10 protein-coding genes are annotated in these 13641 nt (G+C 61.2%); 7 read left to right on the forward strand and 3 right to left on the reverse strand.

The annotated features are described in order from the left end of the window. Window positions 1–69 precede the first annotated feature (69 nt). The 6 genes from K1567_RS09825 (at window position 70) to K1567_RS09850 (ending at window position 8342) form a co-directional block, all read left to right on the forward strand. Window positions 70–1104 carry an ABC transporter ATP-binding protein gene (locus K1567_RS09825; protein ID WP_099312733.1) on the forward strand — a complete coding sequence of 345 codons (1035 nt, stop codon included), beginning with the start codon at window positions 70–72 and terminating at the stop codon, window positions 1102–1104. A 1-nt stretch (window position 1105) separates the two neighbouring features. Continuing rightward, window positions 1106–2038 (forward strand): ABC transporter permease, encoded by a 933-nt coding sequence (locus K1567_RS09830; RefSeq protein ID WP_034096187.1) that lies wholly within the window; start codon window positions 1106–1108, stop codon window positions 2036–2038. Beyond that, window positions 2028–2837, forward strand: coding sequence for an ABC transporter permease (locus K1567_RS09835; protein ID WP_034096186.1), 810 nt, complete (start codon window positions 2028–2030; stop codon window positions 2835–2837). Before K1567_RS09830 ends, K1567_RS09835 begins: the two co-directional genes overlap by 11 nt. A gap of 169 nt (window positions 2838–3006) precedes the next feature. Then, a complete protein-coding gene (locus tag K1567_RS09840) occupies window positions 3007–4431 on the forward strand; it encodes a gamma-aminobutyraldehyde dehydrogenase (RefSeq protein ID WP_220698414.1) in 1425 nt (474 codons plus the stop codon). Between the two features lie 65 nt (window positions 4432–4496). Further along, the gene (locus tag K1567_RS09845) at window positions 4497–6359 is read left to right on the forward strand and encodes an FAD/NAD(P)-binding protein (protein WP_099312737.1); all 1863 of its coding nucleotides are present in this window, start codon (window positions 4497–4499) and stop codon (window positions 6357–6359) included. 357 nt (window positions 6360–6716) lie between these two features. After that, window positions 6717–8342, forward strand: a complete 1626-nt coding sequence (locus K1567_RS09850; protein ID WP_034096183.1) for a glucan biosynthesis protein D — start codon at window positions 6717–6719, stop codon at window positions 8340–8342. A 44-nt stretch (window positions 8343–8386) separates the two neighbouring features. Here K1567_RS09850 and K1567_RS09855 read toward each other — a convergent pair whose 3' ends face one another. The 3 genes from K1567_RS09855 to K1567_RS09865 form a co-directional block, all read right to left on the reverse strand. Then, window positions 8387–8572, reverse strand: coding sequence for a hypothetical protein (locus K1567_RS09855; protein WP_034096182.1), 186 nt, complete (start codon window positions 8570–8572; stop codon window positions 8387–8389). Between the two features lie 268 nt (window positions 8573–8840). Then, window positions 8841–9947, reverse strand: a complete 1107-nt coding sequence (locus K1567_RS09860; protein WP_034096181.1) for an NADH:flavin oxidoreductase/NADH oxidase — start codon at window positions 9945–9947, stop codon at window positions 8841–8843. A gap of 125 nt (window positions 9948–10072) precedes the next feature. After that, complete coding sequence (locus tag K1567_RS09865) at window positions 10073–11974, reverse strand: potassium transporter Kup (protein WP_034096180.1); 1902 nt, start codon at window positions 11972–11974, stop codon at window positions 10073–10075. Window positions 11975–12262: 288 nt separating this feature from the next. On the opposite strand from K1567_RS09865, the gene rimO reads away from it, so the two are divergent. Further along, window positions 12263–13603 (forward strand): 30S ribosomal protein S12 methylthiotransferase RimO, encoded by a 1341-nt coding sequence (rimO, locus tag K1567_RS09870; protein WP_034096179.1) that lies wholly within the window; start codon window positions 12263–12265, stop codon window positions 13601–13603. Window positions 13604–13641: the final 38 nt, after the last annotated feature.

A 13641-nucleotide genomic window follows, 5' to 3' on the forward strand; every position in this document is an offset into this window, starting at 1 on the left:
ATGTTTTGTTTTTTCAGAAGTCCAGGCCGGGCCGCTGCGACGACCCGCGCCTTTTTGGAGCACCGCACCATGACGCTTGCAGTCCAATTCACCCACGTTTCCCGTCAGTTCGGCGAAGTGAAAGCCGTTGACCGGGTTTGCATCGATATTGAGGACGGCGAGTTCTTTTCCATGCTCGGCCCTTCCGGCTCGGGCAAGACCACCTGCCTGCGGCTGATCGCCGGCTTCGAACAACCCAGCGCCGGCTCGATCCGCATTCATGGTGAGGAAGCCGCCGGCTTGCCGCCGTATCAGCGCGATGTGAACACCGTGTTCCAGGATTACGCGCTGTTCCCCCATATGAATGTGCGCGACAACGTGGCCTATGGCCTAAAGGTCAAAGGCGTGGGCAAGGCCGAACGGCTCAACCGCGCCGAAGAAGCCCTGGGCATGGTGGCCTTGGGCGGTTACGGCGAACGCAAACCGGTGCAACTCTCCGGCGGCCAGCGCCAACGAGTGGCCCTGGCCCGCGCGCTGGTCAATCGCCCGCGCGTGCTGTTGCTTGACGAGCCCCTGGGCGCCCTCGACCTCAAGCTGCGCGAGCAGATGCAAAGCGAGCTGAAAAAGCTGCAACGCCAGCTCGGCATCACCTTTATCTTCGTGACCCACGACCAGACCGAAGCGCTGTCCATGTCCGACCGCGTGGCGGTGTTCAACAAAGGCCGTATCGAACAGGTCGACACCCCGCGCAACCTCTACATGAAACCGGCCACGGCGTTCGTCGCCGAATTCGTCGGCACCTCCAACGTGATTCGGGGCGAACTGGCCCAGCGCTTGAGCGGCAGCGCCCAACCGTTTTCGATCCGTCCGGAACATGTGCGGTTTGCCGAAGGCCCGCTGGGCGCTGGCGATGTGGAGATCAGCGGCGTGCTGCATGACATCCAGTACCAAGGCAGCGCCACCCGTTTTGAGCTGAAACTGGACAACGGCCAGACCCTGAGCATCAGCCAGGCCAACAACCAGTGGCTGGACACCAGCAGCGCCCATCAGGTCGGCCAGCCCCTCACCGCGCGCTGGGCCCGACAGGCCATGACGCCGTTGACCGATAACGCAGGCGAGGTGTGACATGAGCCTAGCCCTTTCCCAACAACCGCCGATGCGCAGGTTTTCCAACCTGCTGTACCGCAAGCCCAACCTATACCTGGCGATGCTGCTGGTGCCGCCGCTGATCTGGTTCGGCGCTATCTACCTGGGCTCGTTGCTGACCTTGCTATGGCAAGGCTTCTACACCTTCGACGACTTCACCATGGCGGTCACCCCGGACCTGACCCTGGCCAACTTCGCCGCGCTGTTCCAGCCGTCGAATTTCGACATCATCCTGCGCACGCTGAGCATGGCGATCGTGGTGTCGATCGCCAGCGCCATCGTCGCCTTCCCGATTGCCTATTACATGGCGCGCTACACCACTGGCAAAACCAAGGCGTTTTTCTATATCGCCGTGATGATGCCGATGTGGGCCAGTTACATCGTCAAGGCTTACGCCTGGACCTTGCTGCTGGCCAAGGGCGGCGTGGCGCAGTGGTTTGTGCAGCACCTGGGGTTGGAGCCGCTGCTGCACTTTGTGCTGGGCATTCCTGGCGTGGGCGGCAGCACCTTGAGCACCTCGCATCTGGGAAGGTTCATGGTGTTCGTCTATATCTGGCTGCCGTTCATGATCCTGCCGATCCAAGCGTCCCTGGAGCGTTTGCCGCCGTCGCTGCTGCAAGCCTCCGCCGACCTGGGGGCCAAGCCGCGCCAGACCTTTATGCAGGTGATTTTGCCGCTGTCGGTGCCGGGGATCGCCGCCGGATCGATCTTCACGTTCTCGCTGACCCTGGGCGACTTTATCGTGCCGCAACTGGTGGGCCCGCCGGGCTACTTCGTCGGCGGCATGGTGTACGCCCAGCAAGGCGCCATCGGCAATATGCCCATGGCGGCGGCGTTCACCCTGGTGCCGATCGTGCTGATCGCGATTTACCTGTCCATCGTCAAACGCCTGGGGGCCTTCGATGCACTCTGAAAAAGCATCTCTCGGTTTGCGCATAGCCGCCTGGGGCGGCCTGGTGTTCCTGCACTTCCCGATCCTGATCATCTTCCTCTACGCCTTCAACACCGAAGAAGCGGCGTTCAGCTTCCCGCCCCAGGGCTTCACCCTGAAGTGGTTCAGCGTGGCGTTCGCACGGCCCGACGTATTGGAAGCGATCAAGTTGTCGCTGCAGATCGCCGCCATCGCCACCCTGATCGCTATGGTGCTCGGCACACTGGCTTCCGCGGCGCTGTACCGGCGTGAGTTCTTCGGCAAACAGGGCGTGTCGCTGATGCTGATCCTGCCGATTGCATTGCCGGGGATCATCACCGGTATCGCGTTGCTGGCAACGTTCAAGACCCTGGGCATCGAGCCGGGGATGTTCACCATCATCGTCGGCCACGCCACCTTTTGTGTGGTGATCGTCTACAACAACGTCATCGCCCGCTTGCGCCGCACCTCCCACAGCCTGATCGAGGCGTCGATGGACCTGGGCGCCGACGGCTGGCAGACCTTCCGCTACATCATCATGCCCAACCTGGGCTCGGCGCTGCTGGCCGGCGGCATGCTCGCGTTTGCGCTGTCGTTCGACGAAATCATCGTCACCACCTTCACCGCCGGGCATGAGCGCACCTTGCCGCTGTGGCTGCTCAACCAGCTGAGCCGGCCACGGGATGTGCCGGTGACCAACGTGGTGGCGATGCTGGTGATGCTGGTGACGATGTTCCCGATCCTGGGCGCCTATTACTTGACCCGCGGCGGTGAAAGCGTGGCGGGGAGCGGCGGTAAATAACTTGCCACTGAAGGAACGCGGTTCAAATGTGGGAGGGGGCTTGCCCCCGATAGCGGTGTGACAGCCAACACAGCTGTCACTGAACCACTGGCATCGGGGGCAAGCCCCCTCCCACATTTAAATCCGGTTTCTTCAGGGAAATAACACGCGTTTTTTGGAGGACTCAATCATGCAAACCAAACTGTTGATCAACGGCCAACTGCTACAAGGCGAAGGCCCGGCACAAGCGGTGTTCAACCCGGCCCTGGGCCGTGTGCTGGTGGAAATCAACGAAGCCAGCGAAGCCCAGGTCGACGCCGCCGTGCGCGCCGCCGATGCCGCGTTCGAAAGCTGGTCGCAAACCGCGCCCAAAGACCGCTCGCTGTTGCTGCTCAAATTGGCGGACGCCATCGAAGCCCACGGTGAAGAACTGGCCAAGCTGGAGTCGGACAACTGCGGCAAACCCTACAGCGCCGCGCTGAATGACGAGATCCCGGCGATTGCCGACGTGTTCCGCTTCTTTGCCGGTGCCAGTCGCTGCATGAGCGGTTCTGCCGGCGGCGAGTACTTGCCCGGCCATACCTCAATGATCCGCCGCGATCCTGTGGGCGTGATCGCGTCCATCGCACCGTGGAACTACCCGCTGATGATGGTCGCCTGGAAAATCGCCCCGGCCCTGGCCGCCGGTAATACCGTGGTGCTCAAACCGTCGGAACAAACCCCACTGACGGCATTGCGCATGGTGGAACTGGCGTCGGAAATCTTCCCGGCCGGCGTGCTCAACCTGGTATTTGGCCGCGGCCCGACCGTAGGCAGCCCGCTGGTGCAGCACCCGAAAGTGCGCATGGTGTCGCTGACCGGTTCGATCGCCACCGGCGCGAACATCATCGCCAACACCGCCGACAGCGTGAAGCGCATGCACATGGAGCTGGGCGGCAAGGCACCGGTGATTATCTTCAACGACGCGGACATCGACGCTGCCGTGGAAGGCATCCGCACCTTCGGTTTCTACAACGCCGGCCAGGACTGCACGGCGGCGTGCCGTATCTATGCCCAGGCGGACATCTACGACGCATTTGTCGAGAAACTCGGCGCGGCGGTCGCCAGTATCAAGTACGGTTTGCAGGATGACCCGAGCACCGAGCTGGGGCCATTGATCACCGCGCAACATCGCGACCGCGTGGCCGGGTTTGTCGAACGTGCCGTGGCGCAACCGCATATCCGGCTGATCACCGGCGGCAAGGCCGTAGAAGGCAACGGGTTCTTCTTTGAACCGACCGTGCTGGCCGACGCCCAGCAAGACGACGAAATCGTGCGCCGCGAGGTGTTCGGGCCGGTGGTGTCGGTTACCAAATTCTCGGATGAAGCCCAGGTGCTGGGTTGGGCCAACGATTCGGACTATGGCCTTGCGTCATCCGTGTGGACGGCCGACGTAGGACGCGCCCATCGCCTGGCCGCACGCTTGCAATACGGCTGCACCTGGGTGAACACCCATTTCATGCTTGTCAGCGAAATGCCCCACGGCGGTCAGAAACTGTCGGGGTATGGCAAAGACATGTCCATGTATGGGCTGGAGGACTACACCACGGTCCGGCATGTGATGTTCAAGCATTGATTCGCCGCCCCCCTGCAAGCAGGCGCTTGCAGGGGGGCTAATAACAATAATTTTCAGGATCCCCCATGGACATCACCCGCCGCGACTTCCTCAACGGCGTCGCCATCACCATTGCTGCCGGCATCACGCCGCTGCAGATTCTCCAGGCCGCCCCCGACGGTCGCTATTACCCACCCGCCCTCACCGGCCTGCGCGGCAGTCATGTCGGTTCGTTCGAAGTGGCGCATCAGATGGGCTGGGAAAAGAAGGTCTTTGACACCGATACCTTGCCGATCACCGAGGACTATGACCTGGTGGTGGTCGGCGGTGGCCTGAGCGGTCTGGCGGCGGCGTGGTTCTACCGTGAGAAGCACCCCAAGGCGAAAATCCTGATCCTGGAAAACCATGACGATTTCGGCGGCCATGCCAAACGCAATGAGTTCCAGGCCGGCGGCCGCATGATCATCGGCTATGGCGGCAGCGAAGCCTTCCAGTCGCCCACCCACCTGTTCAGCGAGCAAGTGAACGGTTTGTTGAAAAAGCTCGGGGTGAATATCAAGCGCTTCGAAACCGCCTTCGACCGCCCGTTCTACCCCAGCCTGGGGCTGTCGCGCGGGGTATTTTTCGACAAGGAAAACTTCGGCGAAGACAAACTGGTGACCGGCGACCCGACGCCGATGGTGGCCGACGATATCGCCCCGGAACAGCTGCATGGGCGCGCCCTGAAAGACTTTATCAATGATTTCCCACTGCCGGCTGCGGACCGCCAGGCGTTGATCGAACTGCACACTGCGCCCAAGGACTACTTGCCGGGCAAAACGGCCGAGGAAAAGGCCGATTATCTGGCGGCCACCAGCTACCGGGACTTCCTGCTCAAGAACGTGGGGTTGTCGGAAGGTGCGGTGAAATACTTCCAGAGCCGCACCAATGACTTTATGGCCTTGAGCATTGATGCCGTGGCTGCGTCCGACGCTTATAACGTCGGTTTCCCTGGTTTCGCGGGGATGAACCTGGCGCCGATCAGTGAAGAAGCTGCGGCAGAAATGGAAGAGCCCTACATCTACCACTTCCCGGACGGCAACGCGTCGCTGGCGCGCCTCTTGGTGCGCAGCCTGATTCCGGGGGTGGCGCCGGGGCACACCATGGACGATATCGTGCTGGCGCCCTTCGACTATGCCAGGCTCGACCAACCCAAGGCGCCGGTGCGCCTGCGCTTGAACAGCACGGCGGTGAGTGTGCGCAATGTCGGCGACGGCGTACATATCGGCTACAGCCGAGGCGGCCAACTCGCACAAGTACGCGGCAAACGCTGCATCCTGGCCTGCTACAACATGATGATTCCGTACCTGCTCAAGGGCCTGCCCGCGCCCCAGGCCCATGCGTTGAGCCAGAACGTGAAATTCCCCTTGGTGTACACCAAGGTGGTGATTCGTAACTGGCAGGCGTTTGAGAAGTTGGGCGTGCATGAAATCTACGCAGCTACCCAGCCTTACAGCCGCATCAAGCTGGACTACCCGGTGAGCATGGGCGGCTACGACCACCCGCGCGACCCGACGCAGCCCATCGGCTTGCACATGGTCTACGTGCCCACCAGCCCCAACAGCGGCATGAACGCCCGCGACCAGGCCCGCGCCGGACGCGGCCGGTTGTATGGGCAGACATTCGAGCAACTGGAAGCGCAATTACGTGACCAACTGCAACGCATGCTAGGCCCGGGCGGGTTCAACCATGAGACGGATATCCTGGCGATCACCGTGAATCGCTGGTCCCATGGCTATGCGTATTTTTCCAACAGCCTGTTCGATGACGCCGACGAAAGTGAAGCGCTGATGAACCTGGCGCGCAAACCGTTGGGGCATGTGAGCATCGCCAACTCGGACGCGGCCTGGAGTGCGTACGCGCATGCGGCGATCGACGAGGCGTACCGAGCCGTGGGCGAAGTGGCCTGAAACACACCTCTGACAGGCAATACAAAACTGTTTGTGGGAGGGGGCTCGCCCCCGATAGCAGTGGGTCAGCACTGAAATAGTTGGCTGATGCACCGCTATCGGGAGCAAGCCCTCTCCCACATTGGAGCTTCATAATTCGTGAGTAATGTGGTTGCCCCACAGCCCCGGAAATGTCTTGTCGCACTTGCAATGCTATCACCCCGCCATCAATCATTTTTCCTACACCATCGAACCGCTTAAGCTATCCGGCGTCTGTTTAATGTTCGTTGCGTTTGGCCGAAGGCATGTCCGAACCGTACTTTCTGATCCAGCACGTGCCAGGAACGGCGCGGGATTTGCTCACGACAGGTTGTCTCTATGCATCGTAGGAATTTGCTCAAAGCGTCCATGGCCATTGCGGCTTATACCGGTCTGTCGGCCAGTGGCCTGCTCGCCGCCCAAGCATGGGCCGGGAACCGCGCCGCCGATGGGAAAGCCGTGGCGTTCGACTTCGAATCGCTCAAGGCCCAGGCCAAACAACTGGCCGCAACCGCCTACAAAGACACCAAACAGGTGCTGCCGCCGACCCTGGCGAGCATGACCCCGCAGAATTTCAACGCCATCGGCTACGACCGCAACCATTCGCTGTGGAAAGAGCTGAACGGCCAGCTGGACGTGCAGTTCTTCCACGTCGGCATGGGCTTCAAGACGCCGGTGCGCATGCACAGCGTCGACCCTAAGACCCGCGAAGCCCGTGAGGTGCATTTCCGCCCTTCGCTGTTCAACTATGAAAAAACTACGGTCGACACCAAGCAACTGACCGGCGACCTGGGTTTCTCCGGCTTCAAACTGTTCAAGGCGCCGGAGCTGGACCGTCATGATGTGCTGTCGTTTCTCGGCGCCAGCTATTTCCGCGCGGTGGATTCCACTGGCCAGTACGGCCTGTCCGCGCGTGGCCTGGCAATCGACACCTACGCGAAAAAACGCGAAGAATTCCCAGATTTCACGCAGTTCTGGTTCGAAACCCCGGATAAGAACGCTACCCGCTTCGTGGTCTATGCCCTGCTCGACTCGCCGAGCGCCACTGGTGCCTACCGCTTCGATATCGACTGCCAGGCCAACCAGGTGGTGATGGCTATTGACGCGCATATCAATGCGCGCACGGCCATCGAACAATTGGGCATCGCACCGATGACCAGCATGTTCAGCTGCGGCACCCACGAGCGCCGCATGTGCGACACCATCCACCCGCAGATCCACGACTCGGACCGCCTGGCCATGTGGCGCGGCAATGGCGAGTGGGTCTGCCGCCCTCTGAATAACCCAGCCAAGCTGCAATTCAATGCGTTCGCCGACACCGACCCGAAAGGCTTCGGGCTGGTGCAGACCGACCACGAATTCGCCAGCTATCAGGACACTGTGGACTGGTACAGCAAACGCCCAAGCCTGTGGGTGGAGCCGACCACCGCTTGGGGCGAAGGCTCCATCGACCTGCTAGAAATCCCCACCACCGGCGAAACCCTGGACAACATCGTCGCCTTCTGGACCCCGAAAAACCCCGTGGCCGCCGGCGATTCGCTCAACTACGGCTACAAGCTGTACTGGAGCGCCCTGCCACCGGTAAGCACGCCATTAGCGCAAGTGGATGCTACCCGTTCCGGCATGGGCGGTTTTACCGAAGGCTGGGCACCGGGCGAGCATTACCCGCCGGTGTGGGCGCGCCGCTTCGCGGTGGACTTCAAGGGGGGCGGCCTGGACCGCTTGCCGGAGGGCACCGGGATCGAACCGGTGGTGACCTGTTCCCACGGCGAGGTGAAGGACTTCAGCGTGCTGGTACTGGATAACATCAAGGGCTACCGCATTCTGTTCGACTGGTACCCGACCAGCGACAGCGTGGAACCGGTGGAGCTGCGATTGTTTATCCGCACCCAGGACCGCACCTTGAGCGAAACCTGGTTGTATCAGTACTTCCCGCCAGCACCGGACCAACGCAAGTACACCTGATGCACCATGGGGGAGCGTTCGCTCCCCCATGATTGAACCGCGATTCAGAATCGCGACACGCTTTTCATCGCTCCAATCAAGTACCGCATCGCCACCTGGTCGTCCTCGGTCAGGGCGCGGTACTGCGCCAACAACGCCTCTTCATCCGAACTCAGCCTTCGACCTCGCAACGCCACCCTGCGGGTCAGAAATGACGCCACCATACCCGCTACACCATAGGACTTGGCCATGGACTGCTTCTCCTGATAACAATCAAATACTCCTGGCGCCCATCACCTGCGTCCCGTGAAGCGCAATGCCTCAGTGGGCAAGCTGCCTGATTTCCTGGGCCAGAAATCAGGCTTACCGTAAGCGTAGAAACATTCTGATCGCGCGTGGGATTTTTTTAGAGCATTCACTTAAAAAATTTCTTCGGTAACAAAGGCCTACAGGTATTTCCCATACTCAGGGCAATAAAAAACCCACCGGATCAGGGTGGGTTGCTTATTGTCGCGACGGCTAATCCCTCAAGTCGGACTCATGGATTGGCTGATCGCGATGGGTTGCTCGTTGATACTGCGCCGGCCAGATCGCCTTGCGCCCGCCCAGGTCGTCGTCGGCATGCAACGGCCAGTACGGATCGCGCAGCAGTTCACGGGCCAGGAAGATGATGTCGGCCTGACAGGTACGCAGGATGTGCTCGGCCTGCGCCGGCTCGGTGATCATGCCGACGGTGCCGGTGGCAATTTCTGACTCTTTGCGCACCCGCTCGGCGAAACGGGTCTGGTAACCCGGGCCGGTGGGGATCTCGGCGTTGGCGGCGGTGCCGCCGGACGAGACGTCGATCAAATCCACCCCGATCGCTTTGAGGCGGCGCGCCAGTTCCACGGTTTCATCCGGGTTCCAGCCGTCTTCCACCCAGTCGGTGGCAGATACGCGCACGAACAGTGGCAGTTCTTGAGGCCAGACGTCGCGCACGGCTTCGGTCACTTGCAACACCAATCGAATGCGATTCTGGAACGAGCCCCCGTACTGGTCCTGACGTTGATTGCTCAGTGGCGACAGAAACTGGTGCAGCAAATAGCCATGGGCCGCGTGGATCTCCACTACCTTGAAACCGGCGGTCAAGGCGCGTTTGGCGGCCGCGACGAAGTCGGCAACCACCTGCTGGATCTGTTCCTCATCCAGCTGTTTGGGTTGGGTGTGCAGCGGGTCGAAGGCAATCGGCGAAGGGCCGACCGGCACCCAGCCGCCGTCTTCGGGCTTGACGCTGCCATGCTTGCCGAGCCACGGGCGGTGGGTGCTGGCCTTGCGCCCGGCATGGGCCAGTTGAATACCGGCAACCGCCCCTTGGGCCGCAATAAAGCGCGTAATGCGTTGCAGCGGCTCGATCTGTTGATCGTTCCACAGCCCCAGGTCCTGGGCGGTGATACGGCCATCGGCGGTCACAGCGGTGGCTTCGGTGAAGATCAGACCGGCGCCGCCCACAGCACGGCTGCCGAGGTGCACCAGGTGCCAGTCGTTGGCCAAGCCATCTACGCTGGAGTACTGGCACATCGGCGAAACGGCAATGCGATTGGGCAGGGTCAATTGGCGCAGGGTATAGGATTCGAGCAGCTGACTCATGGCGCACCTCTTCTGGGTTCTGTGGGCACTATTCAAACCGTGCTTAGAGCCTAGTCGACAACGCGCGATTGCACAGGGTTCAGCACAAAGCGGGAGCCGATTGCCGGCCCCCGTGCAGCGCGTGCTTACATTTCGACCTGGGTGCCCAGCTCGATCACCCGGTTTACCGGGAGTTTGAAGAAGCGCAGGTTACCGTTGGCGTTTTTCAACATGAACGCGAACAGCCCTTCGCGCCAGCGCGCCATGCCTTTGATACGCGAGGCGATCACCGTTTCACGGCTGAGGAAGTAGGTGGTGCGCATCGGGCTGAAATCCAGATCGTCCAGATGGCACAGCTTCAGCGCTTCGGGCACGTCCGGCTCGTCGGTGAAACCGAAGTGCAGGATGACCCGGAAGAAGCCTTCACCGTAGGAGTCCACCTCGAACCGCCGGGTGGCGGGCACCCGTGGGATGTCTTCGTACACCACGGTCAGCAGCACCACTTGCTCATGCAGCACCTGGTTGTGCAGCAGGTTGTGCAACAGCGCATGGGGCACAGCGTCGGGGCGCGCGGTGAGAAACACCGCCGTGCCCTGCACCCGGTGGGGCGGCTGTACGCGGATACTGCTGATAAAGATCGGCAACGGCAGGCCGCCTTCATCGAGGCGGTCCACCAGCAATTGCTTGCCGCGTTTCCACGTCGTCATCAGTACGAACAGCACGATCCCCGCCAGTACCGGGAAGGCCCCGCCCTGGATGATCTTCGGCACGTTGGCGGCGAAGTACAGACCGTCGACCAACAGGCAGCAGACCAGCACCGGCACAGCCAGCACCGGCGGCCATTTCCACAGCAGCAGCATGACCGCCGACACCAGGATAGTGGTCATCAGCATGGTGCCGGTTACAGCCACGCCGTAGGCCGAGGCCAAGGCATTGGAGGATTCGAAGCCCAGTACCAGCAGAATCACGCCGACCATCAGCGACCAGTTCACCGCGCCAATGTAGATCTGGCCCTGTTCGGCACTGGAGGTGTGTTGGATGTGCATGCGCGGGATGTAACCAAGCTGGATCGCTTGGCGCGTCAAGGAGAACGCACCGGAAATCACTGCCTGGGACGCAATTACCGTGGCCAGGGTGGACAACACCACCAGCGGGATCAGCGCCCAACTCGGTGCCAGCAAGTAGAACGGGTTACGCGCGGCTTCGGGGTCGCCCAATAGCATCGCGCCCTGACCGAAGTAGTTAAGCACCAGTGCCGGCAGCACCAGCATGAACCACGCACGGGCAATCGGCTTGCGTCCGAAGTGCCCCATGTCGGCGTACAACGCTTCGGCACCGGTCAACGCCAGCACCACCGCGCCAAGGATCGCCACGCCAATGCCAGGGTGGGCCTCGAAGAAACGCACGGCCCAGATCGGGTTCAAGGCATGCAGCACCTCAGGGTGCAGGGTGATGCCGTACACACCCAGGCCGCCCAGCACCAGAAACCAGGTCACCATCACCGGCCCGAACAGTTTGCCGATATGGTCGGTGCCGTGCTTCTGGATCAGAAACAGCGCTACCAACACCACCAGGGCAATCGGTACCACCCATTTTTCCAGGCCATCGAACGCCAGTTCCAGACCTTCCACGGCCGACAATACGGAAATCGCCGGGGTGATCATGCTGTCGCCGTAGAACAACGCCGCCCCGCAAAGACCACAGACCACCAGGAAACTGCGCAGCTTCCTGCGCTCCCCCGCCGCCCGCCGCGCCAGCGCGGTTAGGGCCATAATGCCGCCTTCGCCCTGGTTGTCGGCACGAAGTACGAACAGCATGTACTTGATCGACACGACCCAGATCAGCGACCAGAAAATCAGCGCCAGAATCCCCAGCACGCCATCGTGGTTGACCTGAACCCCATAACCGCCGTTGAACACCTCTTTGAGGGTATAGAGCGGGCTGGTGCCGATATCGCCATACACCACCCCGACCGCCGCCACCAGCATGCCAATCGGCTTGGCGTTTGAATGCTCGGCACCTGTTGCCTGACTACTTGCCTGACCCATCAACCACTCCTGCCCTTTGACCTGAGGTCTTATATAAACAGCGCGTCTAAGCGAACCCTAGCATGCGCTGTTTTACTTCTCGTAACAGACGTTTTATTGACCCACGGGTTTTACCCATGCGCAACGGCGCGAAGCATAGCGCAGCGCTCGTCGTATTTCCCTGCATAAAGCTGGTCAAGTGCGTTGCCCATCGCTAGAATTGCGCACTTTTTGATCAGAGGCGCGCCCAGCGCCCGTCCGCTGCCCTGCCCTTCACGGCGGCGGCGTCATTCAATACCGAGGTTAGACATGTCCACCACTCCCGCAACGGCCAACCCCAAGGTCGGCTTTGTATCCCTGGGTTGCCCCAAGGCCCTGGTCGATTCCGAGCGCATCCTGACCCAACTGCGCATGGAAGGTTATGACGTGGTGTCCACTTATCAGGACGCGGACGTGGTGGTGGTCAATACCTGTGGCTTTATCGACTCGGCCAAGGCGGAGTCGCTGGAAGTGATCGGCGAAGCCATCAAGGAAAACGGCAAGGTCATCGTGACCGGCTGCATGGGCGTGGAAGAAGGCAATATTCGCGACGTGCACCCCAGCGTGCTGGCGGTGACCGGTCCGCAGCAATATGAGCAAGTGGTTAACGCCGTGCACGAGGTGGTGCCGCCACGTCAGGATCACAACCCGCTGATCGACCTGGTGCCACCACAAGGCATCAAGCTGACCCCGCGCCACTACGCCTACCTGAAGATTTCCGAAGGCTGCAACCACAGCTGCAGCTTCTGCATCATCCCGTCGATGCGCGGCAAGCTGGTGAGCCGCCCGGTGGGTGACGTGCTAGACGAGGCCCAACGCCTGGTCAAATCCGGCGTGAAAGAGCTGCTGGTGATCTCCCAGGACACCAGCGCCTACGGCGTCGATGTGAAATACCGCACCGGTTTCTGGAACGGCGCGCCGGTGAAGACCCGCATGACCGAACTCTGCGAAGCCCTCAGCAGCCTGGGTGTGTGGGTGCGCCTGCACTATGTTTATCCGTACCCGCATGTGGACGAGCTGATCCCGCTGATGGCCGCCGGCAAGATCCTGCCGTACCTGGACATCCCGTTCCAGCACGCCAGCCCGAAAGTGCTCAAGGCCATGAAACGCCCGGCCTTCGAAGACAAGACCCTGGCGCGCATCAAAAACTGGCGCCAGATCTGCCCCGAGCTGATCATCCGCTCCACCTTTATCGTCGGCTTCCCCGGCGAAACCGAAGAAGACTTCCAGTACCTGCTGGACTGGCTGACCGAAGCCCAGTTGGACCGCGTTGGCTGCTTCCAGTACTCACCGGTTGAAGGTGCTCCGGCCAACCTGTTGGACCTGGCCGTGGTGCCGGACGACGTCAAGCAGGACCGTTGGGAACGCTTCATGGCCCATCAGCAGGCCATCAGCTCGGCGCGCCTGCAACTGCGCATCGGCAAGGAAATCGAAGTGTTGATCGACGAAGTCGACGAACAAGGCGCCGTGGGCCGTTGCTTCTTCGATGCGCCGGAGATCGACGGTAACGTATTTATCGACGACGCCAGCGGCTTGAAGCCAGGCGACAAGGTCTGGTGCACCGTGACCGACGCCGACGAATACGACCTGTGGGCCGAAAAGCGCGCCTGATCGTTAAAAACTGGAAAAGCCCTGCTTCTGGACAAGAT

The organism is Pseudomonas sp. S5F11 (genome assembly GCF_019641515.1).
In the GTDB taxonomy this organism is placed as follows: Bacteria; Pseudomonadota; Gammaproteobacteria; order Pseudomonadales; family Pseudomonadaceae; genus Aquipseudomonas; species Aquipseudomonas rhodesiae.